The 24,752-nt window shown below is 38.2% G+C and carries 20 protein-coding genes; 13 read left to right on the plus strand and 7 right to left on the minus strand.

Going from position 1 to position 24,752, the window contains the following annotated elements; translation table 11 throughout:
• Together QT76_RS01055 and QT76_RS01060 are read right to left on the minus strand one after the other, a co-directional pair.
• Positions 1 to 755: CAAX amino protease (locus tag QT76_RS01055; protein WP_033616227.1), on the minus strand; the 755-nt coding region annotated here is incomplete at its 3' end.
• Positions 756 to 841: 86 nt separating this feature from the next.
• Positions 842 to 3,292 (minus strand): type I restriction-modification system subunit M, encoded by a 2,451-nt coding sequence (locus tag QT76_RS01060; RefSeq protein WP_033616228.1) that lies wholly within the window; start codon positions 3,290 to 3,292, stop codon positions 842 to 844.
• A 68-nt stretch (positions 3,293 to 3,360) separates the two neighbouring features.
• Between QT76_RS01060 and QT76_RS01065 the strand changes: the two genes are divergently transcribed.
• Together QT76_RS01065 and QT76_RS01070 are read left to right on the plus strand one after the other, a co-directional pair.
• Positions 3,361 to 6,324 (plus strand): type I restriction endonuclease subunit R, encoded by a 2,964-nt coding sequence (locus QT76_RS01065; RefSeq protein ID WP_033616229.1) that lies wholly within the window; start codon positions 3,361 to 3,363, stop codon positions 6,322 to 6,324.
• Positions 6,324 to 7,031 (plus strand): YgjP family zinc-dependent metalloprotease, encoded by a 708-nt coding sequence (locus tag QT76_RS01070; RefSeq protein WP_033616230.1) that lies wholly within the window; start codon positions 6,324 to 6,326, stop codon positions 7,029 to 7,031. Before QT76_RS01065 ends, QT76_RS01070 begins: the two co-directional genes overlap by 1 nt.
• 90 nt (positions 7,032 to 7,121) lie before the next feature.
• On the opposite strand, the gene QT76_RS01075 is transcribed toward QT76_RS01070, so the two are convergent.
• Complete coding sequence (locus QT76_RS01075) at positions 7,122 to 9,647, minus strand: TonB-dependent receptor family protein (RefSeq protein WP_033616231.1); 2,526 nt, start codon at positions 9,645 to 9,647, stop codon at positions 7,122 to 7,124.
• Between the two features lie 518 nt (positions 9,648 to 10,165).
• Positions 10,166 to 11,134 (minus strand): arginase, encoded by a 969-nt coding sequence (rocF, locus tag QT76_RS01080; protein ID WP_033616234.1) that lies wholly within the window; start codon positions 11,132 to 11,134, stop codon positions 10,166 to 10,168.
• A 204-nt stretch (positions 11,135 to 11,338) separates the two neighbouring features.
• Here rocF and QT76_RS01085 point away from each other — a divergent pair, with 204 nt between their 5' ends.
• Both QT76_RS01085 and QT76_RS01090 read left to right on the plus strand, forming a co-directional pair.
• Positions 11,339 to 12,481, plus strand: coding sequence for an alanine dehydrogenase (locus tag QT76_RS01085; protein WP_033616235.1), 1,143 nt, complete (start codon positions 11,339 to 11,341; stop codon positions 12,479 to 12,481).
• A 117-nt stretch (positions 12,482 to 12,598) separates the two neighbouring features.
• A complete protein-coding gene (locus QT76_RS01090) occupies positions 12,599 to 14,326 on the plus strand; it encodes a DUF262 domain-containing protein (RefSeq protein ID WP_033616236.1) in 1,728 nt (575 codons plus the stop codon).
• 10 nt (positions 14,327 to 14,336) lie between these two features.
• On the opposite strand, the gene QT76_RS01095 is transcribed toward QT76_RS01090, so the two are convergent.
• The gene (locus QT76_RS01095) at positions 14,337 to 15,065 is read right to left on the minus strand and encodes an outer membrane protein (RefSeq protein WP_033616238.1); all 729 of its coding nucleotides are present in this window, start codon (positions 15,063 to 15,065) and stop codon (positions 14,337 to 14,339) included.
• 153 nt (positions 15,066 to 15,218) lie between these two features.
• Here QT76_RS01095 and QT76_RS01100 point away from each other — a divergent pair, with 153 nt between their 5' ends.
• The 5 genes from QT76_RS01100 to hcpG all read left to right on the plus strand — a co-directional run bounded on the left by QT76_RS01100 (position 15,219) and on the right by hcpG (position 20,433).
• Complete coding sequence (locus QT76_RS01100) at positions 15,219 to 16,103, plus strand: NAD(+)/NADH kinase (protein ID WP_162971620.1); 885 nt, start codon at positions 15,219 to 15,221, stop codon at positions 16,101 to 16,103.
• 20 nt (positions 16,104 to 16,123) lie between these two features.
• Positions 16,124 to 17,698 carry a DNA repair protein RecN gene (locus QT76_RS01105; protein ID WP_033616239.1) on the plus strand — a complete coding sequence of 525 codons (1,575 nt, stop codon included), beginning with the start codon at positions 16,124 to 16,126 and terminating at the stop codon, positions 17,696 to 17,698.
• Positions 17,695 to 19,002, plus strand: coding sequence for an NFACT family protein (locus tag QT76_RS01110; RefSeq protein WP_033616240.1), 1,308 nt, complete (start codon positions 17,695 to 17,697; stop codon positions 19,000 to 19,002). The genes QT76_RS01105 and QT76_RS01110 overlap by 4 nt, the downstream gene beginning before the upstream one ends.
• A 19-nt stretch (positions 19,003 to 19,021) precedes the next feature.
• Positions 19,022 to 19,318, plus strand: a complete 297-nt coding sequence (locus QT76_RS01115; protein ID WP_000539101.1) for a hypothetical protein — start codon at positions 19,022 to 19,024, stop codon at positions 19,316 to 19,318.
• A 137-nt stretch (positions 19,319 to 19,455) separates the two neighbouring features.
• A complete protein-coding gene (gene hcpG, locus QT76_RS01120) occupies positions 19,456 to 20,433 on the plus strand; it encodes a Sel1-like repeat protein HcpG (protein WP_033616241.1) in 978 nt (325 codons plus the stop codon).
• Positions 20,434 to 20,472: 39 nt separating this feature from the next.
• On the opposite strand, the gene QT76_RS01125 is transcribed toward hcpG, so the two are convergent.
• Entirely contained in the window at positions 20,473 to 21,336 is an 864-nt protein-coding gene (locus QT76_RS01125; protein WP_033616243.1) for a 3'-5' exonuclease, read from the minus strand.
• On the minus strand, positions 21,314 to 21,967 hold the full coding sequence (rpe, locus tag QT76_RS01130) for a ribulose-phosphate 3-epimerase (RefSeq protein ID WP_033616244.1): 654 nt from the start codon (positions 21,965 to 21,967) through the stop codon (positions 21,314 to 21,316). The genes QT76_RS01125 and rpe overlap by 23 nt, the downstream gene beginning before the upstream one ends.
• Before the next feature lie 70 nt (positions 21,968 to 22,037).
• On the opposite strand from rpe, the gene QT76_RS01135 reads away from it, so the two are divergent.
• From QT76_RS01135 to QT76_RS01150, 4 genes are read left to right on the plus strand one after another with little or no spacing between them, the layout of a single operon-like run.
• On the plus strand, positions 22,038 to 22,910 hold the full coding sequence (locus QT76_RS01135) for a class 1 fructose-bisphosphatase (RefSeq protein ID WP_033616247.1): 873 nt from the start codon (positions 22,038 to 22,040) through the stop codon (positions 22,908 to 22,910).
• A complete protein-coding gene (locus QT76_RS01140; RefSeq protein WP_001912263.1) occupies positions 22,910 to 23,113 on the plus strand; it encodes a hypothetical protein in 204 nt (67 codons plus the stop codon). The genes QT76_RS01135 and QT76_RS01140 overlap by 1 nt, the downstream gene beginning before the upstream one ends.
• A gap of 12 nt (positions 23,114 to 23,125) precedes the next feature.
• The gene (locus QT76_RS08320) at positions 23,126 to 24,022 is read left to right on the plus strand and encodes a type II methylase (RefSeq protein WP_033616248.1); all 897 of its coding nucleotides are present in this window, start codon (positions 23,126 to 23,128) and stop codon (positions 24,020 to 24,022) included.
• The gene (locus QT76_RS01150; RefSeq protein ID WP_033616249.1) at positions 24,015 to 24,746 is read left to right on the plus strand and encodes a hypothetical protein; all 732 of its coding nucleotides are present in this window, start codon (positions 24,015 to 24,017) and stop codon (positions 24,744 to 24,746) included. Before QT76_RS08320 ends, QT76_RS01150 begins: the two co-directional genes overlap by 8 nt.
• The last annotated feature ends 6 nt before the right edge of the window (positions 24,747 to 24,752 follow it).

Consider the following 24,752-nt stretch of genomic DNA (forward strand, 5'->3'; position numbering starts at 1 on the left):
TGAATGGTTTTAAAAAAGATAACACGCTCTATTTTTAGGGTGTTATCAAAAGCGTTTTTAGGGTTAAAATCCAGCCTTAATAGTAAAATCTCAATGTTTTTAACTAGCGAACTTGTTTTGATTTTAGAAGGGTTGTTGTGGAATAAGTCATTCCTGGCTTTTCGTATCAAGCTGAAAGCCTTTAAAAAATGATCCCAAGTGCCATAGATTGGCAAGACATGTTCGTTGTGTGTTTTGCGGTCTGCGAATAAGAGTTTAAAATCGCTCCAATACATTTTAATAATGGTTTCTAAAGCGCCAAGAGTGAATAAATTTAAAATTTGAAAGCCATTGTATCCTTTTAGACTTTCTAAATGGTGGGTGTTTTTTAAGCGTTCAATCTTATGGTTAAGCTTTTTAGATAAAAACCAATCGTCAATATCCTTGCTGCTGCGTTTTTGAGCCAAAATAACCGCCATTTTAGAGCGCAAAGCCGTTTCAAAAAAATGTATCCATAAAAAAAGCATGTGGTGCGTTTTAATCCGTTTGTTGTAAAAATGCATTAAAAAATCAAAAAGGTTATTGATTTCATTTTCTTTATTGGGGTATTTTTGTAACACGATACCCAATTCCTTACTAGCGCCTATGAGATAGTCATAGTGTAACACGCTAATAGATTTTTTTAATTGATCTAAACCCTTATTTTTGAAAGCAAGGGGGTTTTTTAGGGCTAGATGCTTTAAAATACGATGAAAAATTTCATTTTCAAGTTCCATTAAATTTCCTGTGCTATAATCTCTTCTAGTTTGGAGGTCTCATAGCGAGGATACGCTAGTCAAAAGGCACTCCAAACTTTTTAATATCAAACGACAATCCCCAAATCTTTCAAATGCTCTAAAACTTTTGATTCGCTCTCTTTGACTCCTTTGTCTAGTTCTAACAAGCTGTTAGAGTAAGTTTGAATGATTTCATTAAGGGCGCTAGTCAAAGCGTTGATGCGTTTTAAAATCTTGTTTTCTAGGGCGTTTTTTAGGCTGTTAAGCCATTTGTCTTTGATGATGAGATCCTTAATTTCATTGATTTCAAGGTTTTTATACTGGTGGAACGCTTTTAATTCCAGCTCCTCATAAGCTTTATTTTTCATTTTTAGCGCCTTGTTTTTAGCCTCTAGCAACTCTAAAGCGGTTTTTAGGATTTGTTTATCTTCTAAATCGGTGGCGTTTTTTAGCTCTTTTTTCAAAACGCTTTCATTGATTTTCAACTCATAAAAAAGCCCCTCTTCGTTAGAATGCTCTTCTATAAATTCATCTAAAAGGGCCTCTTTTTCATTAAGGGCGTTTTCTAATCCTTCTAATTCTTTTGTTTCTTTTTCAAAAAAGCGTTGTTTGATCAAGTTTTTAGGGATTAGATCGCTTTTATAGTAGGTTTTTTGAACGATAAAATCCGGCTCCTCTAAATAATTGGCTTTTTTGTTTTTGTCTTTTAGGGGGGTTAATTTCCTTAATTCTTTAGCGCTTTCAAAGCCATTGAATGAAAGAAGGAACCAATCGTCTTGCAAGACTTCGTTGTAGTAATCTTTGAAGAGCTGATACACGCCGTATTTGTCTAAAATTCCCACTTTTTCAAATTCGTATAAAACCTTTGAACAAACGCTCTCTATGAGGGTTTTTGGGTTAAAACCTGGCTCTAAATGGTTAAAAGTTTCAAATAGATTCAATCGGTCAAAAGCGCTCAAAACAGAAGCGTGGAAGGTTTGGAATTCTGAGCTTTGGGTGATTAATTCTTTAATGTTTTCGCATTCTGTTTTTAAAGCGTAATAACCCTCTTTATCGCTCTTTTTAAAAAGCGTGTTTTTAAGCTCTTTAAACACTTGAAAATAAGGGTCGTAGGCTTCAATCTCGTTTTTGGGCAAATAACTGGCCTTGTGGCTGTTGATTAAAGCGAACAAGTCTTTTTCCAATTCTTGCTTGGCGGCAATGTAGCGCGGGATATTCAAGTTATAGTCGTTAGCGCTGATTTCTTCTAGGCTCACCATTTTGGAATAATAAGGGATTTCTTTGTAAGCGTTAAAAGTGTCTATCATTTTTTGGACATCTTGATCCCTTAAGCGGTTTTTATTGCCGTCTTTTTTAAAATCCTTGCTCGCATCGATCACAAAAACGCCCTTTCTGGCATGCGCGTTTTCTTTGTCTAAAACGATCACGCATGCAGGAATGGAAGTGCCATAAAAAAGATTAGGGGCTAGGCCTATCACGCCTTTAATATAGCCTTTTAGTAAAAGATTTTTTCTAATTGCACCCTCAGCGTTCCCCCTAAATAGCACCCCATGAGGCAAAATCACTGCCCCTTTGCCTGTGTTTTTTAAGGATTTGATGATGTGGAGCAAAAAAGCGAAATCGCCATTTTTTTCAGGGGGCGTGCCGTCTTCAAAACGGTTGAAGCTATCGTTAATGACTTGCTTGCTTTTAGGGTCTATGCTTAGCCCATCAGTCCAGTTTTTCAAGCTAAAAGGAGGGTTAGCCACGACATAGTCAAAGGTTTGGAGCATGCCATTTTTAATAAAAAGGGGGTTAGAAAGGGTGCTAGAACCCCCTTTAGCAATATCAGCATCAGCGCTATGGTGTAAAATCATATTCATTCTACAAAGGGCTGTGGTGGAAATGTCTTTTTCTTGACCATAGATAGTTAACCCTTTTTCACCGGCCAAACTAGAAGCTTTTAATAATAACGAACCGCTCCCGCAAGTGGGATCGTAGATGCTTTTATCCTGTCTGGTGTTTTCATCAATGCCAAGCAAAAGGGACAATAAAAGCGAAACTTCGCTAGGGGTGTAAAACTGCCCTTTGGATTTACCGGACTCGCTAGCAAAATGGCGCATTAAATATTCGTAAGCGTCGCCCAATAAATCATCGTCTAAAGCCCCATGCGCGCCCAAACTTAAATCGGCAAAGATTTTAACCAAATTAGAAAGGGTGTCCATCATCGCCTTACCCTCTCCTAGCTTAGTGTTATCGTTAAAATCCACGCTGTCAATCACGCCCTTTAAATCGTTTCGCTCTGCGATCTTGGCGATGATTTTATTGAGCTTGTCGCCTATTTCCTTATCGCCCTCTAAAGCGAGGATGTCTTCATAAAAACACCCTTGTGGCACTTCTATTTCGCTATCCATATTGTTTTTGGCTTTATCGCTGATGTATTTTAAAAAAAGCAGGTTCAAAACATAGTTTTTATACTCGCTTGCATCCATTCCGCCCCTTAAGCTATCCGCCCCAGCCCATAAAGAGCTATACAATTCGCTTTTTTTGATCGCCATTTAACCGCCCTATTTTGTTTTTAGGATTATAATATAAAGCGGTAAAAAGCGTTCTTAAGGGGTTTATGATGAAAACAGAAAGAGAAGTTCAAAATCAAGTCATAGAAACTTTTAAAGCAATGGGCTATGCGTATTTAGGGGATTTAACAAAGAGCGATAATGAAAACATCAATAAAGAAAGCCTAAAAGCATGGCTAATTAAAAATCAAAAAATCAGTGATGAAAGGTGGCATAAAATTGAGCAGAAAATCCATAACGCTTTAAAAAACGATTTATACGAAGCGAATCAAACATTTTACGAGCTTTTAATTTATGGCGTGAAAACTAAAATAAGCCAGAATGAAAACACTCAAACGACTTATCTCATTGATTGGAAAGACATTTCTCAAAATGAATTTAGCGTGGCTGAAGAAGTGAGCGTTAAAGGGCCAAACATGAAGCGGCCGGACATCGTGCTTTATGTTAATGGGATCGCTTTAGGGGTGCTAGAATTGAAAAAATCTAGCGTGAGCGTGGAAAGCGGTATCAGGCAAAATTTAGACAACCAAAAGAAGGAATTTATTAGAGATTTTTTTAAAACGATCCAGTTGGTTATGGCGGGCAATGAAAGTCAAGGGTTAAGATATGGCGTCATAGAAACTAAAGAAAAATACTACCTTCCTTGGAAAGAAGAGGGCGTTCAAAAAAATTTGTTTGAGACGATTGAATGCTTTTTAAAAAAAGAAAGGTTTTTAGAATTTATCCATGATTTTTTGATTTTTGATAAGGGGCAAAAGAAATGCGCCAGATTCCACCAGTATTTTGCAATTAAAAAAACGCAAGAATTTATCAAAAGAAAAGAAGGGGGGATTATCTGGCACACGCAAGGCAGCGGTAAGAGCTTGACTATGGTGTGGCTTGCTAGATGGCTAAGAAGAAATATCCAACAAGCAAGGATTTTAATCGTTACGGACAGGAGGGAATTAGACGCTCAAATTCAAGGCGTGTTTAAGGGAATAGGCAAGAATCTTTATCGCGCAGACAGCAAGAAGGATTTGTTGAGCGTGCTGTTTGAAAATAAGGAATTTTTGGTTAGCTCGATTGTCCATAAATTTGATGACAACGACTTAAAACAACCTGTTTTAAAGGAATGGGTTGTTTTAGTGGATGAATGCCACAGAACCCAAGGCGGTAAATTGCATAAAGCCATGAAAAGCTTGCTCCCTAATGCGATTTTTATCGCCTTTAGCGGCACGCCTTTATTGAAGCAAGAGAAAAAGACAAGCCAGGAAGTGTTTGGGAATTATATCCATTGCTATAAATTTAATGAAGCCGTTAGCGATAGGGTGGTGTTAGATTTAAACTATGAAGCCAGAAGCGTGAATCAATATGTCAGCGACCCTGTAAAGCTAGACGAATATTTTGAATTGAAAACCCAAGGCTTGAATGAGGCGGCTAAAACAGAGCTTAAAAAGAAATGGGTTAATTTGCAAAAGGTTTTTTCCACTAAAGACAGATTAGCTCGCATTGTGCAAGATATTGTATTGGATATGGCAAAACTCCCACGATTAAGGAGTGAAAAGGGGAATGCCATGCTGGTGGCTGAAAGCGTGTATAACGCATGCCGGTATTTTGAACTCTTTTTAGAAACAGAATTAAAGGATAAGGTGGCTGTGATCACAAGCTATGAACCCAATATCGCCGATCTTAAAGATTGCGGGAGTAATGAGAGCGAAGAGAGTTACAAATACCGTGCTTATTGTAAAATGCTGCAAAACTTTTTTAATGAAAAAGATGAGAAAAAAGCCCTTAATAAAATTAAAGAGTTTGAAGAAAAAGTTAAAGAGCGTTTTATTAATGAGCCTAATAGAATGAAACTATTGATCGTGGTGGATAAGCTATTGACCGGCTTTGATGCGCCAAGCCTCACTTATTTATACATGGATAAGAAAATGCAAGATCATGGGCTTTTTCAAGCGGTGTGCAGGGTGAATAGACTAGATAGCGAAGATAAGGATTTTGGCTGTATCATAGACTATAAGGATTTGTTTGATAGCTTACAAGAAGCGCACAGCGATTACACCAATAAAGCGTTTGAAAACTATGAAAGAGAAGACATTCAAGGGCTTATCTCTGACAAATCCCAAAAGATTAAGAAAAAATTAGAAGAAACTAGAGATCAGTTAAAATCGCTTTGTGAAAGCGTGAAAGAGCCAAAAGATGAAATGGATTATATCGCTTATTTTTGCGGGAACGATTTAGAAAAAAACGCTCAAAAAAGGCGGTTGTTTTACCAGCTTGTTGGCGCGTTTTTAAGAATGTTTGTGGAATTGAATAACTTAGAAAAGCCCATTCATTCTAAAGAAGAGACGCAACAAATCAAACAAGAAGCGGAATTTTACAGGCATTTACAAAAGGTGGTTGGCTTGAGTAGTGGGGATAGCGTGGATTTAAAAAGCTATAGCGAAGACATGCGCCGGATCTTAGACGCTTACATTAAAACCACGGATAGCGAGGTGTTATTCCAAATAGAAGATCAAGGGCTGTGCGAAGTTTTAGCCCAAATGGATATTGATGATTTCAATAAGGCGTTATCTCAAGTATTTAAAAATGAAAGCTCTATGGCAGAAAGCATCGCTAACAACACTAAAAAACGCATTATAGAAAAAGAAGCGAGCGATCCTAAGTATTACGAAAAATTATCTTCGCTTTTAAACGATTTGATTCTCCAGTTTAGAGAAAAGAAATTAACCTATTTAGAATACTTGCAACAAATCCACGACTTAGCCAAAAAAGTTATTGATAAAGAAGATAGAAATTACCCTAAAAAGATCAACACTAACGCTTTAAAAACCCTCTATGATAATTTAGATGAAAATGAAGCCTTAGCCCTAAAAATAGACGCATGCATAAGGGATAATAAAAAAGATGGTTGGGTGGGGCATAATCAAAAAGAAAAAAACCTTAAAATCGCTTTAAGAAAAATCATAAACGATGAGATTTTGCTAGAAAACGTCTTTAATTTAGCCAAACACATAAAGGAGTATCACTAATGAACGCTTATTGTTTGACTTTAAATAATACCAACATCGCTATAGAAAAAAAGGATATTAAGCATTTACACATTAGCGTTTGCCCGCCTGATGGCTCTGTGCATGTGTCTTGCCCTCTAGCTCTAAATGATGAGAGCCTTAGGCTTTCTTTGATTAAAAGACTCCCTTGGATAAAAGAACAGCAACAAAATTTTTTAAACCAAAACAGACAGAGCCAAAGGGAAATGCTAGAGAGAGAAAGCCATTATCTTTTTGGGAAACGCTATTTGTTAAGGATTGAACACACTATAAAAAAACACTTCGTCCTCCAAAGCCCTAAATATTTAATCTTGCATGTCCAGAAAAAAACAAGCTCAGAAAACCGCTTAAAAGTGTTAGAAAACTACTATAGACAAGTTTTAAGAGAAAAAATACAAACCTATATCAACCAATACGAAAAGATTTTAAACGAGAGCATACAAAGCTTTAAGATCCAAAAAATGAAACGGATATGGGGGAGTTGCAATATTGCTAAACGCACCTTACTTTTTAATTTGGAATTGGCTAAAGCGCCTAGAAAGGGCATTGAATATGTGGTTGTGCATGAATTATTGCATTTAAAAGCGCGCCACCATAACGAATATTTTAGGGATTTGCTGAGTTTGTATTTGCCTAATTGGCAAAGGGCTAAGGCCAGCCTCAAAGAAACTTATTTGGAGCGTTCTTAAATAAAGATTTCATCATTTCAATAAAACCGCTAAGCGGCTAATTTGAGCGGCTCATCATAGCACAATAACCCCCCCCCTTTTTTAAAGCCTTTAGAAAGTGTAGTTCAAATACGCTGTAACCGATCTTCCAGGTGCGGGTTGCAAGCCTGCAGGGCTAGAGCCAATCCCTGTAAAATAATACTTCATGTTGAAGATGTTATTGATTTGCAAGCTTCCTGTAACTCTGTGTCGTCCGTTTTCCCAGAAAATTTGGCTCACTTGGATATTCCACACCCAATACCAAGGCAAGAGCCCTTCATGCTGGGTCATACACCAAGCTTCGCATTGATAACCGCTATTAAGAACGCTTTCATAGTTGTTCCCCCCACTATAATATTGCATCCCATAATAACCTCCTGCTGCGCTGTTGCTAATCCCGCTATAAGCGCGGCTGTAAAAATAGCTAGAAATACCAATGGTGGTTTTACGCCAATTGTAGCGAGCGTCAAAAATGAACTGGAAAGGGCTTACAAAAGGGAAATGCTTGTTATAGCTAGTCCCTTTTAGCACATCCCCGTTCAAGTCTGTTAAGGGGCCATGGCTAGTTACACGAGTGTCAATGTAGTTGAAAGCGGCATGGAATTGCAACCCTCTAATAGGCCTGTAATACAATTCCAGCTCCACGCCTTGAGAATAGCCATTAATGGGGCGCACATTACCTTTCATGGGCCCGCTCGTATAGACTGAATACTGCCCGGTGGCAAAATCGCGTGCCCAAATCCTAAAGTAGTCCGCATTGAAGCTGAATTTATCTTTATAGGTGTAGCGCGCTCCTGCTTCCACCGTGTCAAAGTGTTGGGTGAAATACTCCGCTCCTCCATAGCTCAAAACGTCTAATTGAGGCGGGACGAAAGAGCGTTGGTAGTTAAAGTAAGTAAGCACATTGTGATCGCCTTGCACAGGGATAAAGCCAATGTTGGTTGAGGGCATCCAATTGTTCATGTGCTTGATTTTTCTTAAATCCTTCTCAGGGATTTGCATCCAGTTAGCCGCATTTTCGTTGTTGTATTGCACAAAAGCGTAGCGCAAACCAGGCACGATGAAAAAGCGCCCGTCCCAAGCTTCAATGCGATCGCTCAAATAAACTGCTGTGTAATTGTTACGCCAGTTATTCCAGTTTCTATAAACGCCATGCTTGATGTGGGGTTTCCAACCGCTCATCACATTAGCGCCCTCACACAAGAATCCTGCCCCCTCACCGCTCGTTTTGGTGGTGCATTCATTGGTGTTTAAGTATTGGCGCTGTAAAAAAGTGGTGGTCATGAAACGCAAGCCCATGATAAAGGTTTGCTTGACTTTCCCGGTATTGACGATCAGATTCACTTTAGGCTCAAAAGCGTTGTTAATGGAGCGCACAGGGTTTTCTACTTCTGCCCAACCATTGTAGTTAGTGGCATAATAAGGCACAGCCAAGTTATACCCTGCCGGAAGTCCTGCCGCCCTGCATGCCGCTTCGCTAAAGCAAGTAACCATGTTAGCGCTATTGTAGCTAGAGCTCACTTGAAAGTCCCTAGTCATCAACTGCCCATAGTAGGTGAAGCTAAAAGTCCCGCCCACTCTGTCTAAATCCCCGAAGCGGTTTTCATACACAGCCCCAAAGCGTTGTGAGCGCCCGCCTTTTTGGTTTAAGGGGCGCAAATTAGCGAAGCGGTTTATTTTGTAATCTTGCTCGCTGAGTGATCCCGGTTGGGCGATAGCAAAATCGTAGTATTGGTAATAGGCTTTAATCCCATTGCTTTCATTGATGTCATAGACCCCATCTAGCCAATAGTTTGAAATATTAGAGGGGCTATTGTCCCTAAAGCCTTGTCCTCTAACCCAGTTAGCTTGCGCTTGGATACCCACATGCTTATTGATCATCCCTCCACTCCTCACATAAGTGTTATAGAGAAGGTTATTGCCTAAAGACTTAATAAAAGAAGGATCACCGGTTTTATCAGGGGGAGCGGCAAACCCAGCGTTTCTAGCCTTAGCCCAATAAGTGATCCTTTCAGCCGCTTGGTTTTCCCATTGAGTAGGGATAGGCTTAGTGATGATATTGACAATACCCCCATAAGTGTTAGGCCCATACTGCACGCTGCCTCCACCCTTAATCACGTCAATGCGATCAATGGCTTGAAAGGTAACAGGGAAAATGTCTAGCTCAATGTGAGCGTAGGGGGCCATATAGACAGGAATACCATTGACTAACATCAGCGTCGCATCGCTATGCCCTGAACCCCCAGCTCCAAAGCCACGGATTTGGATAGTGGGCATAGCCCCCACACCTGTCGCATTCCTAATTTGCAGACCGGGGACATTCTGTAAAGCTTCTTCAATGCTTTGGTTAGCTTGTTGGGTGAGCGCTTTGTTAGAGATCACCGTGCGACTTCCTGTGTATTTTTTCACTTCTTCATCTTGCCAACTCTTAGGCGCAGTAATCCCGCTATAACCCAAATTGACCTGCCCAGAATAATCGGATCTATCCTTTTTCCCGGCAGTAGAAACCTTGCCCAAAGTGTAGTCTTTTTCCTTAGCAAACAAAGACTCTTGGCAAATCAAGCTGGCAGTTAAAGCCAACAGAACTTTTTTATGCAACGCAAACTCCTTGTATTTTGGATTAAAAAATGGTTTAAATTTTTCAAGTAAAATCACACTGATAACGAACGCCTATTAAGTAATAAAAACAAAAAAACTTAATAATGCACGGAATTTTATCATAAAAATTCTTAAAATTTTATTAATCCCATGAAAATCTTTTTTTTTTTTTGATTTCGCTTAGTTTTAGTAGAAAATACCCATTTTTGACACACAGATAGCTTGCATGCGTTCTCAAAACGCACAAGACATTTTTTGACGCTCAAAGTGGTTTAATTTTCCATCTAAACACTGCCCCTTATAGAACAAAACATAAGCTGATAATCTAGGCCTAAGCTTTAAATGATCTCAAAAGCGTTTGCCCTAAATTATTACTTTTTTATGTTTGTGTATATTATAATTTTTAGTCTTAAAATTCTTGATCAAAAGCATTTTACTCTCATTCTTTCTTAGCACCTCTTGTTGTTGGTTTCATTTTTCAACTTTTTCAACTTCCTATCGCTTTATTTGAAAAGCGATCAGTAACTCATTGCAAAAGATCGCCTCTCATCTTTAATTTTACAGCGATTGATGATGAGATCTAAGATCTCTAAAACCTGCTTTTCTTCTTCGTTATTGTGTTTGACGCTCACCGTGGGGTTGTATTCGGTTACCTCAAGCGCTCCTAATCGGTCTTTAAAATTTTCTAAAAGCAAGCCCAGTAATTGCTTTAATTCATCAAAACTCAACCCGTTATTTTCACGCACGCCGGTAGAGGTGAAAAGCTTGCCATCCATAATGTCTAAATCCAAGCTAAGGTAAATAATATCCACCGCTTTTAACAATTCTTTGGTTTTTTGAACCACTTCTTGCATGTTTTCTCTTATCGCGCCCACGCTAAATAAAGGGATTTGTAATTCCTTAATCACATCTCTTTCGCTCTGTTCGGTGCTTCTTACCCCAAAATACACCAAACATTTAGGATCAATTTCTAACCCTCCCTTTTCTAGCCCCAAAGAGCAAAGCTTTTGCCATGCCTTTTCTTCGCTCTCGCTCATGCGATTAAACCCGCTATGGATACGATTTAAAACCATGCCTAAAGGCATGCCGTGGATGTGCTTTGTATCGCTGTCATAAGCCGTGTGGATATCCGCATGCGCGTCTAAATACAAAATCCCTATTTTTTTGTCTTTATGAACGCTCCTAAAGGCTTGGAAAATCCCAAACATGTTCGCATGCTCTGAGCTTAAAATCAAAGGGAATTCTTTTTTCTCAAACACTTCTTTCATGCAAGGGATCAGATTTTCTTTACAAAAAAGGTAGTAATCTTCAAAATTCTTAGCGTATCTAAACTCTTTATAAAGCACGCACCGCTCTTGAATGATCGTTTGCATGCCTTTAATCACATCGCCATGCGTCGCACTTAAAGCCTCTCTCAAACGCCTAACCCCTTTATCGGTGCCTCTTTTTGACGCTCCTAACTCCGCTTCTAATCCTACTAAAATCATTTTATAACTCCTTTAAACCCCCTCTAATGATCTCTATTCTAAACCAAAATTAACAACCAATTATTAATTAAGAAAATGAATAATAAATAGAACAATTTCATTGTGTAAAAGAGTAAAACCATTCAAATTTTTGACAGAAAAACACTCAAATAGTCTTATTGAGCGAATATAATCATAACTGACACTACTATTTAAAGGATTAACATGACTATTGGGCTAGTCAAAGAAAGCATGGATTTGGAATCTCGAGTGGCTTTAGTACCTGATGATGTGGCGCTAATCACGCAAAAGGGCGTGGGGGTTTTAGTGGAAAATAATGCCGGCGCTAATAGCGGTTATAGTAACGAAGCGTATGAGAGCGTGGGGGCTAAAATCGTGGATTCTAAAACGGCGTGGGGGCAGGATTTGGTGGTCAAATGCAAAGAGCCTTTAGAGCATGAATACCCTTTGTTGAAAGAAAAAGCCACGTTGTTTAGTTATTTGGATCTAGCGTATCAAAAAAGCTTGTGCGAAATGTTTATAGATAAAAAAATCACTTCCATTTGCACTGAAACCATTGCTGGGCCTAAAAACGACTACCCTATTTTAGCACCTATGAGCGTGGTGGCTGGGAGGTTGGCCGCGCATTTAGTCCAGCATTATTTATTGGCTTTAGAGCATGTTAAAGGGTTTATGGGTAAGGGGGTCATGCTAGGGGGGTTATCGGGTGCACAAAGGGCTAAAATTGTCGTAGTTGGAGGCGGTGTGGTTGGCATGGAGAGTGCAAAAGTCTTAAGCCAAATGGGGGCTAAAGTAACGATTTTAGAATTAGACTACGCTAAATTGCAAAACCACCCCTATTATCATTTGTATGATTTAGAAGTTTTAAGCGTGAATGAAGCCAATATCATTCAAGCCTTAAATGGAGCGGTGGGGCTAGTGGGAGCGGTGTTAGTTACAGCGAGCCAAACCCCTAAAGTGATCTTAAGAAGGCATTTAAAACGCATGCAAAAACAAGGGGTAGTCATTGATGTGGCTTGTGATTTAGGGGGGTGCATAGAGACCATACACCAGACAAGCCATTCTAACCCGGTGTATGTGGAAGAGGATTTGTTGCATTATGGCGTGCCGAACATGCCAGGGATTGCCGCTAAAACAAGCTCTGTGGCTTATAGCCATGCGAGCGTGCCGTATTTGTTGTATTATTTAGAGCATGGCTTGAAGGGTTTTTTAAAAGCCAACACTAAGATCGTGGCGAACACGCTTGGAGGCTTGAGCGCTTATAACGGCTATATCACCCAAGAAGGCATCGCTAAAGCGTTCAATCTGGCGTTCAAATCGCCTTTAGAGATTTTAAAGGAGCTTTGAAGCGAGCTTTAAAAAGAGCATGGCGATAAACCATGCGTCTTAATGTGTAGAAATATTTCAAAAAAAAAAAACACTTTTTAATGTTATAATCTACCCCAAACAATATAAGGGGTTTTTATGGCAAACGAAAGCATTAAAGGCGAAGCTCATCAATTAGGAGATATTTTAGCTACAGAATTTAAGGCTTATTACCAAATCCCTATCTACCAACGCCCTTATCAATGGACAGAAAAAAACTGCGAAAAGCTTTTAGACGATTTGTTTTTTAATTATGAAGATGACAGAGAAAGCGATTATTTTTGCGGCTCATTAGTATTAGTCAAATCCGATCCCAATTCCAAAACCGAAACCTATGATATTGTAGATGGCCAGCAACGCTTAAGCACTTTCATTCTGCTCGCAAAAGTTTTAGCCACTCTCTATTCTGAGCGTTTAACCGAAGAGAGCAAAGACTATTTGCAAGAAAGCTTGATTACTAAGTATGGGAAAAAAGATCGGTTGAATTTTAACGCTATGGGGTTTAATTCTAAAAAAGATTTTCAATACGCTTTAACTTCTTTCAATGATGCCCCTATAAGCAACACTAAGAACAATTACTTAAAAAATGCGATTTGTTTAAAAAACTATCTTAGGAAAAAAGAGATTGAAGACATTAACGATTTCATTGAGTGGCTGTATTTTAAGGTCGTCTTTATCACCATCACTTGCCCTGATGCAGACAAGGCGTTAAGGATTTTTAATGTTTTAAACGCTAGGGGTTTGCCTTTGAATGCGACAGATATTTTTAAGGGGGAATTGTTAAAAAAACTCACCGAAGAAAAAGAACAAGAAGAGCTTGCGACCCGTTGGGAGAATTTGTATCAAAAATACTTGGATAATGGTTTCGACATGGAGACATTGTTCAGTCAATATTTGGTATATCTTGAATCAAAAACTTCTAAAGAAAAAATGGAAAAAAGACTCGTTACTTGGTTTAAAAATCTTAATAAAACCCCCTTAGAGTACCTTAAGGGCGTAGAGGATTTTTACAACGCTTATTGTAAGGTATTGGAAATGCAAGACCGCCATGCCTACTTGCTCTCGTATAAAGACGATGATTATTTGCGCGTTATTTTGTGCACTAGCATATTGCACCATTATAGCGATCAAGATATAAAGGCTTTAAAGGAGTTGCTAGTCAAGTTTTATTACCAAGATTGGGTTGCAGGGCAGGCAAAAACCACACGCAGCCAAACTTGTTGCAACATCATTAATGCCCTAAAAGAAAAGAAAAGCGTAAGATACATCGCTTCTATTGTTGTAAAAAAATATTTAGATGATAAAAATATCACGCAACGCTTTAGGGACAACCTACAAGACAGCAGATTGTATGAAAAATTCTACTTCGCTGGTAAATCTGGTAAAAGAAATTCATGGGTCAAGCCCATTCTTATTTTAGTCAATTACTTCATGAGCGATGACGCCAACCCTACCTATATTAAAATGGATGACGATTTGCATGTTGAACGCATTTTGCCCCAAAACCCCGATCCTTCAAGCCAATGGGTGAAAGACTTTAGCGAAGAAGAAAGAGAGTTATACACGCATTCTTTAGCCAACCTCACGCTTTTAGGGGGCAAGAAAAACACCAAAGCTTTAAGCCAAGCTTTAAACCAAGATTTCAAAGAGAAAAAAGAAATCTATATGGGGAAAACTATCATGCTAGACAATAAGAAAACTTTCAGGGTGATGACTTGTTATAAGATGACCATAGATGTTGCACAATACACAGAATGGACGCCCAAAAGCTTAGAAAAAAGAAAAGAAGAGTTGATTCAAATCATTGAGAGCGTTCTAACGCTCTAGGGAAGCGCCCCTAGAAAGTGAACACGTAATTCACATACCATGAATACACGCGCCTAAACCCTATATCCAAATTTTTTGCAGTGATGTAGGGGTTTTTCTTTAGCATGGGGAATTTCACGCCAGCTTCAATGCTAGAATGCTTTAAGATCCTCAAGCGAGCCCCCACATTGAATAAAAATTGGAAAGAAGTGGCTTTTTTGCTCACCAAAGCTTGCTCCACTAAAATGCCCTCAAAGCTTGGCGTCGCCATAAGCCATGAATTACCGGCTAATTGCACCCCACCAAAAGCCCCCAAACTCATGATGCCGTTATTAATGACATTGACCATCACATCCATAGCCCCTCCATAAGTGAGCATGTTTGGCTCAAAGGTTTTGGGATCGGCGAGACTCGTTAAACGATTGATTTCTTGTTTCCCAAGAATTCGACCCGCCAATTGCGCCGCTTCGCTGTTATAGTTAGGGTTTTTAAGCCTAATAGAATTAGCGTGGGCGTAGTCAAAAAACCCATAAAGGCGTAAGCCAAAGTATTTCCCAAAGAAAAACTGATACCCTAAAAGCGCATCAAAGCCCTTGATGGTAGCATTAGCGACTTGTTTGTGAGAATTAATATCCGCATGCATTTGGGCTTGTCCTTGCAAATAACCAGCCCCTAAAAAAACGCCATTACCATCCATGCCAGATACCGCATTCATAGAGATAATAAGGGCTAACAAAGATTGAGAAAAAAATTTTTTCATGGATAATTCCTTAACATAGTGCTTAATTCTTAAAAAGAATACCCAAAAAACAATTAAAAAAGTTTAAAAAATGAAACATTGATCAAAATAAAAACTTTTAAGAGTTTCACATAAGATGATAAAAAAGCAATTAAAACCCCCTTTTTTAAAATTTTGTTTCAAGCTTTAAGCTACAATATACGCATGAAAGATTCACTTCAAACTATCGGCGTGTTTGTGCGGCCCACTCATCATCAAAACGCTCTTTTTAAAGAGCTAGAGCAGGCTAAAGAATGGGTTTTAAAGCTTTTAGAAGATGAGGGGTTTGAAAGCTTTATGATTGATAGCCTTGATGGAGCAAAAGATGAACGATTGATAGAAAAAGCTTACGCGTTTTTATGTTTAGGGGGCGATGGCACGATTTTAGGTGCCTTAAGAATGACGCATGCTTACAACAAGCCATGTTTTGGGGTTAGAATTGGGAATTTAGGGTTTTTGAGTGCGGTTGAATTGAACGGCTTGAAAGATTTCTTACAAGATCTTAAGCAAGATAGAATCAAATTGGAAGAGCATCTGGCTTTAGAGGGCCGTATTGGAAAAACCTCTTTTTATGCGATCAATGAAATCGTGATCGCTAAAAAAAAGGCTTTAGGGGTTTTAGACATCAAAGCTTATGCAGGCCATACGCCCTTTAACACCTATAAAGGCGATGGGCTTATCATTGCCACACCCTTAGGCTCAACCGCTTATAATTTGAGTGCTCATGGGCCGATTGTGCATGCCTTAAGCCAAAGCTATATTTTAACGCCCTTGTGCGATTTTTCTTTAACGCAACGCCCTTTAGTGTTAGGGGCGGAATTTTGCTTGAGTTTTTGCGCTCATGAGGACGCTCTTGTGGTTATTGATGGGCAAGCCACCTACGATTTGAAAGCCAACCAACCCCTATACATTCAAAAAAGCCCCACCACCACCAAGCTCTTACAAAAAAATTCAAGGGATTATTTTAAAGTGCTTAAAGAAAAGCTATTATGGGGGGAAAGCCCTAGCAAAAAAAGATAAAAAATAAAAGGGTAAAAAACATGCGAGATTTCAATAACGCTCAAATCACACGCTTAAAAGTGCGTCAAAACGCTGTTTTTGAAAAGCTGGATTTGGAGTTTAAAGACGGCTTGAGCGCGATTAGTGGGGCTAGTGGGGTGGGCAAAAGCGTCCTTATTGCGAGCCTTTTAGGGGCGTTTGGGCTTAAAGAGAGCAACGCTTCAAACATTGAAGTGGAATTGATCGCGCCTTTTTTAGACACGGAAGAATACGGCATTTTTAGAGAAGATGAGCATGAACCCTTAGTCATCAGCGTGATTAAAAAAGAAAAAACGCGCTATTTTTTAAACCAAACAAGCCTGTCTAAAAACACGCTCAAAGCGTTATTAAAGGGGCTTATTAAACGCCTATCCAACGATAGATTCAGCCAGAATGAACTCAACGATATTTTAATGCTCTCCTTACTAGATGGCTATATCCAAAATAAAAATAAGGCGTTTAGCCCCCTTTTAGACGCGCTTGAAGAAAAATTCACCCATTTAGAGAAGCTAGAAAAAGAAAGGCGATCGTTAGAGGATAAAAAGCGTTTTCAAAAGGATTTAGAGGAGCGTTTGAATTTTGAAAAAATGAAATTAGAGAGGCTGGATTTAAAAGAAGACGAATACGAACGCCTTTTGGAGCAAAAAAAATTGCTTTCTAGTAAGGAGAAATTGAACGACAAGATCGCCCTGGCGTTAGACGTGCTAGAAAATACCCACAAAATCACGCATGCTTTAGAGAGCGTGGGCCATAGCGCTGAATTTTTAAAAAGCGCTTTATTAGAGGCAGGCGCTTTGTTAGAAAAAGAGCAGGCTAAATTAGAAGAGTGCGAACATTTGGATATTGAAAAGGTGTTAGAAAAACTTGGCATGCTAAGCGGGATCATTAAGGATTACGGGAGCATTGCGCATGCTAAAGAACGCTTAGGGCATGTTAAAAACGAACTGCATAACTTAAAAGAGATTGACCATCATTGCGAAACTTACCACAAAGAAATAGAGCGATTGAAAGCCGAATGCTTGAAATTGTGCGAAGAAATAGGCGGCTTTAGAAAAGAGTATTTAGCCGGTTTTAACGCTCTTTTAAGCGTTAAGGCTAAAGATTTGCTCCTAAAAAGCCCTAGTTTGGTTTTAGAAGAAGCCCCCATGAGCGAAAAAGGTGCTCAAAAACTCGTTTTAAATTTGCAAAATTCCCAATTAGAAACCTTAAGCTCTGGGGAATACAGCCGTTTGAGGCTGGCGTTCATGCTTTTAGAAATGGAATTTTTAAAGGATTTTAAAGGCGTGTTGGTGTTAGATGAGATGGATTCCAACTTGAGCGGTGAAGAGAGTTTGGCGGTCTCTAAAGCCCTTGAAACCTTGAGCAGCCATTCGCAAATCTTTGCCATTTCGCACCAAGTCCATATCCCAGCCGTTGCTAAAAACCATATTTTGGTGTTTAAAGAAAACCACAAAAGCCTTGCAAAAACCCTTAATAACGAAGAGAGGGTTTTAGAAATCGCGCGCATGATAGGGGGGAGCGAAAATATTGAGAGTGCGATTTCTTTTGCTAAAGAAAAATTAAAGGCGCAAGAATGAAATTTTTTCTTTTAAAGAAATTCAGCGAATTTTTAAATGCTCAAACGCATTTCAACCTCAAACGCTTGAACGCGTCTGGTTTTTTATTAGAAACTTTTTCTAAAGAAAAACACGCCTTTGTTGTGGATTTGAATGCGCCTTATATCGGTTTGTCCAAAAAACCCCCAGAGAGCGTTTTAAAAAACACTTTAGCGTTAGATTTTTGTTTGAATAAATTCACTAAAAACGCCAAAATTTTACAAGCAAACGTCATTGATAACGATCGGATTTTAGAAATCACAGGCGCTAAAGATTTAGCTTATAAGAGTGAAACTTTTATTTTGCGTTTAGAAATGATCCCTAAAAAAGCCAATCTCATGATTTTAGATCAAGAAAAATGTGTGATAGAGGCCTTTCGTTTTAATGACAGGGTCGCTAAAAACGATATTTTAGGGGCATTGCCTCCTAATACATACGAGCATCAAGAAGAGGATTTGGATTTTAAGGATTTATTAGAAATATTAGAAAAAGATTTTTTATTTTACCAACACAAAGAATTGGAACACAAAAAAAATCAAATCATCAAGCGATTAAACGCCCAAAAAGAACGCTTGAAAGAAAAATTAGAAAAACTAGAAGATCCTAAAAATTTACAGCTAGAAGCGAAAGAATTGCAAACTCAAGCCTCATTGTTGCTCACTTACCAGCATTTAATCCATAAGCATGAAAGTCGCGTGGTTTTAAAGGATTTTGAAGATAAGGAGTGTGCGATTGAAATTGATAAGAGCATGCCCTTAAACGCTTTTATCAACAAAAAATTCACTCTCAGCAAAAAAAAGAAACAAAAATCGCAATTCTTGTATTTAGAAGAAGAGAATCTAAAAGAAAAAATCGCTTTTAAAGAAAATCAAATCAACTATGTTAAAGGAGCGCAAGAAGAAAGCGTTTTAGAAATGTTTATGCCCTTTAAAAATTCTAAAATCAAACGCCCGATGAATGGGTATGAAGTGCTGTATTATAAGGATTTTAAAATCGGTTTAGGGAAAAACCAAAAAGAAAATATCAAGCTCTTACAAGACGCAAGGGCGAATGATTTGTGGATGCATGTGCGAGATATTCCTGGATCGCATTTGATCGTTTTTTGCCAAAAGAATACGCCCAAAGATGAGATCATTATGGAATTAGCCAAAATGTTGATTAAAATGCAAAAAGATGCGTTTAATAGTTACGAAATTGACTACACGCAACGAAAATTTGTCAAAATCATCAAAGGAGCTAATGTCATTTACTCAAAATACCGAACTATTAGTCTAAAGGACACTTAAACATTCTAAGGAGGTTAGCATGGGTGTTTCAGCTTTAGGCAATGTAACTTATATCAACCAAAACGCTCCTTTAAATTCTGCTATCCAACAGGGTGCAAGAAGTGATATGCTGGATTTAGCGCAAAGCTTTCAAAGTAAGCTTGAATTAGCCCAAGAGACAAGAGCGTTAGAAAACATGCAAGCTATTAGCGATAAGGACCCTAAAGAAGGCTCCAAAAACCGCTATCCAAACAGCCGAAGGGCTAAGGCGTTTGGCTTGGAAGAAGAAGAAATTGAATTGTGGCATGAAGAACATTTGCTGGATATTGTGGGGTAGGGTGTCGCAAATAACCCCTATCCTTTCATGAGTTTAAAATAAAATAATCAAGTCCCCATTTTTTAAATGTTAAAAGATTTTAGCTATCAATATCAATCACAATAGAATCTTATATTTTTAACAAAAGGGAATGCGTCATGTCAAGGGGTGTCAAAAAAGCGGTTTTTAGGGTTTTGTGTTTGGGAGCGTTGTGTTTAGGGGGGTTAATGGCAGAGCCAAACCCTAAAGAGCTTATATTTTCAGGTATCACTATTTACACGGATAAAGATTTCACTAGGGCTAAGGAATACTTTGAAAAAGCTTGTAGATTAAACGATGCTGATGGTTGTGCGATCTTAAGAGAGGCTTATTCTAAAGTCATCCTAAAAGGAAGTGCAAGGGAAAGCATTGAAAAAGCTCTTGAACACACCGCTACTGCTAAAGCTTGCAAATCAAACGATGCTGAAAAATGCAAGGACTTAGCAGAGTTTTATTTTAATGCAAACGATCTTAAAAATGCTTTAGAATATTACTCTAAATCTTGTAAGTTAAATAATGTTGAAGGGTGTATGCTGTCAGCAACTTTTTATAACGATATGATAAAGGGTTTGAAAAAAGATAAAAAAGATCTAGAATATTATTCTAAAGCTTGCGAGTTAAACTATGGCGATGGCTGTGCGATTTTAGGGGATATTTATCATAATGGTGAAGGCGTAACACAAAATTTTAAAAAAGCTTTCAAATATTACTCTAAAGCTTGCGAGTTGAATAATGGTGAAGGGTGTTCTAAATTAGGAGGGGATTATTTTCTTGGTGAAAGCGTAACGCAAGATCTTAAAAAAGCTTTTGGATATTACTCTAAAGCTTGCGAATTAAACGAAGCTCTAACATGCACGCTTGTAGGAGAGTTTTATCGTGATGGTGAAGGCGTAACAAAGGATCTTAAAAAAGCTTTTGAATATTCTGCCAAAGCTTGTGAATTGAACGATGCTAAAGGGTGTTACGCTCTAGCAGCGTTTTATAATGAGGGTAAAGGCGTAGCAAAGGATGAAAAGCAAACGACAGAAAACCTTGAAAAGAGTTGCAAGCTAGGATTAAAAGAAGCATGCGACATTCTCAAAGAACAAAAACAATAAAATCCTAGCCCTAACCAAGCCCCATTAAACAGCGTTCGTTTAACTGGTTGCTTTTATGATATTTAACAAACCCTTTGTCCTTTCAAAAAGAGAAAATGGCGGTGGAGTCTCTTGGTATTTGGATCTTGGGGGTCTTTTGATGAGAGTGTTAGCGCATTTGGAAAAATCAATCAAATCCATTGTTGTTTTGATGTAACTAGGCAAGTTTAACAGGCATATTTCAAAGAGTTTATAGCTCGCTAAAGCGTCTGCGTAGGCTCTATGGCTGACTTCTATACCAAACCCTAAAAGCTCTTTTAAAAAGCTCAAAGAATAACGCATGGACAAAATGGCTCGTTTGGATAAATCCAAAGTGCAAAGCTTTAAATTCAATAAGGGGCAATGCAATTTTTCTACAAAATAACGCCCTAAAAAGTTGTAATCAAAATTAGCGTTGTGGGCCACAAACACGCTATTGCCTAAAAAAAGCCTCAATTCTTGCAAAGCTTCATGCGCGCTTGGGGCGTTTAGGGTGTCTTCATAAGTGATGCCTGTAAGATCAGAAATATAATCAGGCACGCTTTTGACTTTCACAAGGGTTTCAAAACGATTAATGATTTTCCCACCGCTCACTTGCACGGCCCCGATTTCTAAAATCTCATGCTTTATGGGGCAAGATCCGGTGGTCTCTAGATCAATAAAGGAAAAAACTTCATCTTTAAGGGGGGTTTTAAGGTTTTTGAGCGTGATTAAATTTTCGCTTGTTTCTATGAAATTAAGCCCGCACGCTTTTAAATATTCCAAATTGATTTCATCATAGATAAGGCGAGAGAGCGACTTTTCTAGCATGCCCAAGCTTAAATCCTGGTTTTTTAAGCGAGCGATTAGGGCTTGAATATCTTTATGCAAGAGGTTTATTGACATTCTGTAAGCCTTCAATAGCCAGCTTACGATCTTTAGATTTAAAAATATAACTTCCTGAAACCACGACATCCACACCCGCTTGTTGGAGTTCAAAGATATTTTGATCATTCACGCCCCCATCCACTTCTAAAAGACAGCTAGGGTTGTAGCGCTTGATCATTTCTTTGACTTTCAAGCATTTTTCTAGCACCAAATCTAAGAACTTCTGCCCGCCAAAGCCCGGATTCACGCTCATTAAAAGCACTAACCCCACGCTTTCTAGCAAGTATTTAATACTTTCTTCATGCGTGTGTGGGTTTAACACTATTCCTGGCGTGATGCCTAAACTCTTAATGAGTTGCAACACCCTGTGGGGGTGCTTTTCATTTTCTGCATGAATGCTGATGATTTGCGGGTTTAAAGGAGCGAACAATCCCACAAAAAAGCTCGCGTTTTCTACCATTAAATGCACGTCTAAAGGCACTTTGCTTATTTGGGTAACATTCTCTAAAACCACAGGCCCCATCGTTAAATTAGGCACATAATGCCCATCCATCACATCCACATGCAAAAAATCAGCGTTACTCACGCTCTCTATCTCTTTGGCTAAATGCATAAAATCAGCGCTCAAAAGGCTCGGAGCTACTTTCAAAATACTTCCCTATTTCCAATGTTTTCAAGTAAAATATTAGCATCTTTAATCAAATCATAAAAGGGTTTTTATGGATTACAAACATTTTAAATGCAAGCATGCAAACATCGTTATAGAAATCATCAGTCTTTTAGAAAAAGGGGTTAAAAAAGCCCAAGAGATTTTAGAAAAGCCAGACGCTGGGAGTTACACTAAATTAGAAAACAGCAGCGGGGATACGCCTATTAAAGCGGATTTAGCCCTAGACAAATTTTTAGAAGAAAATTTTTTGAGTTTAGAAAACATCAAAAGCGTTTTTAGCGAAGAAAAAGAAACGCCTGTTACTAAAGAAAACGGCTCTTATCTGATCGCTTATGACCCACTAGACGGGAGTTCAGTCATGGAGGCGAATTTCTTAGTAGGCACGATTATAGGGGTTTATGAAAAGGATTATAAGGCGCAAAATTTAGTTGCAAGCCTTTATGTGGTTTTTGGGCATAAAATTGAATTAGTGGTGGCTTTAGACAAGGTTTATCGTTACGCTTTTTATCAAAACAAGTTCCATTTTATAGAAACCATCGTTTTAGAAAATAAGGGTAAAATCATCGCTAGCGGAGGCAATCAAAAGGATTTTTCTTTGGGCTTAAAAAAGGCTTTAGAAGGGTTTTTTGCAGAAAATTACCGCTTACGATACTCAGGATCTATGGTGGCTGATGTCCATCATGTGTTGGTTAAAAAGGGCGGAATGTTTTCCTACCCGCAAAAGAAATTGCGAAAGCTTTTTGAAGTCTTTCCTTTGGCCTTGATGGTTGAAAAAGCTAAAGGGGAAGCGTTTTATTTTGATAAGGGGGTTAAAAAGCGTTTGCTAGAGCAAAGCGTGGAAAGCTACCATGAAAAAAGCGAATGCTATTTAGCCAGCCAGCATGAAGCTCAGATTTTAGAAAAATATTTAAAGGGAGAATGATGCAAAATAGCGCTAAAAAATTAGAATATGAAGAGCGTTTCAATGACGCTCTTTTGAAATTACAAGCATGCCAAGAAGAAAAGCAAGTAACGAGTTGTTTGAAATGCGAAAAGGTTTTGAATTGCAAGATCCGCAACAGCTATGTGGATGCGGCTTATGAGAGCATGAGTTTGGGCGAAGCGGGTGGGTTTGATTTCAACTAAAATGGGATTAAAATGGCTAGTAATGCTACCTTGCAAAAGAATTTAGACGCTTTTTACACCCACCCCAAAATCGCACGATTTTGCTTGGATTTACTAAAAGATCTCATCATTCAAAATCTAGGGCTAGACTTAAACGCATTCCATTTTTTAGAGCCAAGTGCAGGGAGTGGGAGCTTTGTTGATGCATTAAAAGAATTAGGGATTGCTGATTGCATCGCCCTTGATATTGCCCCTAAAGCTCAAGGCATTCAAAAAAAAGATTATCTGTTGGAATTGATTGAGTTTGATAAAAAGCGTGTCATTGTTGGCAACCCTCCTTTTGGGCATAGAGGGAAATTAGCCCTAGATTTTTTAAACAAATCTTTAAACGAAGCACCTATTACAGCGTTTATTTTGCCCAATTTATTCAAACGCTATTCTATTCAAAAACACATTGATAAGCGTGCAAAATTGGTTTTAAACGCTGATTTAGAGAAAAACGCTTTTATTTTTAATGAACGGCCCTATGATGTGAAATGCGTTTTTCAAATCTATATGCATAAAAATATCGCCCTAAATCTTAAAGACGAACGCATCATTGCACCCCCTAAAATCCGCCATAGTGACTTTATTACTTACATTCATAACAACACACCACACACCCTAAAATATTTCAACAAAGAAAAATACCAATGGGATTTTGCGGTGGTGAGACAAGGCTTTTATGATTATAACGAAAAGATCACCAATGCAAATTTACTGATTAAAAACCGACAATATTTTTTCATCAAAGCCCATTCTAAAGAAGCTTTAAGGATTATCCATAAAATTGATTTTAACAAACTCGCTCATAAAAACACGCAAGTTTTAGGGTTTTCTACTTATGATTTTGTGGAAGAATATTGCAAATTAAAAGAAATGCATGCTTGAAAAAGTGTTCCAAGAAATTACCAATAAGAGAAAGCTTTTTGCAAGTTCTAACACAGGAGAGCAGTTTGAAAACCAATTTAGGAATGAATTAAAAAAACACTTTAGCGAAATCAACGGCGATTTAACAGAAAGATTAAGCCATATTGAAGAAAAGCCTAATAAAGAAATCAAAACCACTTTTAACCAACTCAAAAAGCAAGTTTTAGAAAAAAATCACCCACACACCCTTAAAAACCCTTTTTCAAACCTTACAAGCCATTTTTTATACCAGCCTTTTGGCTCACAAAATTACCCTGATTTTTTGGTTTTTATTTTTGATTATGTGGTGGGGATTGAAATCAAGTTTTCTAAAAACGATAAGGGTGAAAAAAACCTTCAAACTTCTCGCCCCATGTGGAATTCAAACCTGCCTAAACCCAATGCGATTTATGTGTATGGAGTCGCTAATGCAGACATCACTTTTTTTAAAGGCTCAGATATTTTGAGCTATGAAACCAGAGAAGTCTTGCTCAAGTATTTTGATACTTTAGATAAAGATGAAGAGAGTTTGAAAAGTGCCTTAAAGGATTTAGAAAATCCTTTTGGGTTTGCCCCCTACATCAGAAAAGCTTATGAGCATAAAAAGGAATTTTCTAACCACCACCAGATTGAAAGCTTCTTTTCGCCTAACCACATTTTAAGAGAACAAAATGTCTTAAAATTTTTGAAAACACTCACTCATTAGCATATT

Source organism: Helicobacter pylori SA37A (assembly GCF_000476015.1).
Classification (GTDB): Bacteria; Campylobacterota; Campylobacteria; order Campylobacterales; family Helicobacteraceae; genus Helicobacter; species Helicobacter pylori_DB.

Excerpts from the sequence above, each read along its gene's own strand:
- QT76_RS01125 (WP_033616243.1), bottom strand. The coding sequence starts at position 21,336 with ATGTCAATAAACCTCTTGCATAAAGATATTCAAGCCCTAATCGCTCGC.
- QT76_RS01110 (WP_033616240.1), top strand. The coding sequence starts at position 17,695 with ATGAAATTTTTTCTTTTAAAGAAATTCAGCGAATTTTTAAATGCTCAA.
- QT76_RS01085 (WP_033616235.1), top strand. The coding sequence starts at position 11,339 with ATGACTATTGGGCTAGTCAAAGAAAGCATGGATTTGGAATCTCGAGTG.
- QT76_RS01115 (WP_000539101.1), top strand. The coding sequence starts at position 19,022 with ATGGGTGTTTCAGCTTTAGGCAATGTAACTTATATCAACCAAAACGCT.
- QT76_RS01150 (WP_033616249.1), top strand. The coding sequence starts at position 24,015 with ATGCTTGAAAAAGTGTTCCAAGAAATTACCAATAAGAGAAAGCTTTTT.
- QT76_RS01140 (WP_001912263.1), top strand. The coding sequence starts at position 22,910 with ATGCAAAATAGCGCTAAAAAATTAGAATATGAAGAGCGTTTCAATGAC.
- rocF (WP_033616234.1), bottom strand. The coding sequence starts at position 11,134 with ATGATTTTAGTAGGATTAGAAGCGGAGTTAGGAGCGTCAAAAAGAGGC.
- QT76_RS01060 (WP_033616228.1), bottom strand. The coding sequence starts at position 3,292 with ATGGCGATCAAAAAAAGCGAATTGTATAGCTCTTTATGGGCTGGGGCG.
- QT76_RS01090 (WP_033616236.1), top strand. The coding sequence starts at position 12,599 with ATGGCAAACGAAAGCATTAAAGGCGAAGCTCATCAATTAGGAGATATT.
- QT76_RS01095 (WP_033616238.1), bottom strand. The coding sequence starts at position 15,065 with ATGAAAAAATTTTTTTCTCAATCTTTGTTAGCCCTTATTATCTCTATG.
- QT76_RS01065 (WP_033616229.1), top strand. The coding sequence starts at position 3,361 with ATGAAAACAGAAAGAGAAGTTCAAAATCAAGTCATAGAAACTTTTAAA.
- QT76_RS01135 (WP_033616247.1), top strand. The coding sequence starts at position 22,038 with ATGGATTACAAACATTTTAAATGCAAGCATGCAAACATCGTTATAGAA.
- hcpG (WP_033616241.1), top strand. The coding sequence starts at position 19,456 with ATGTCAAGGGGTGTCAAAAAAGCGGTTTTTAGGGTTTTGTGTTTGGGA.
- QT76_RS08320 (WP_033616248.1), top strand. The coding sequence starts at position 23,126 with ATGGCTAGTAATGCTACCTTGCAAAAGAATTTAGACGCTTTTTACACC.
- QT76_RS01070 (WP_033616230.1), top strand. The coding sequence starts at position 6,324 with ATGAACGCTTATTGTTTGACTTTAAATAATACCAACATCGCTATAGAA.
- QT76_RS01105 (WP_033616239.1), top strand. The coding sequence starts at position 16,124 with ATGCGAGATTTCAATAACGCTCAAATCACACGCTTAAAAGTGCGTCAA.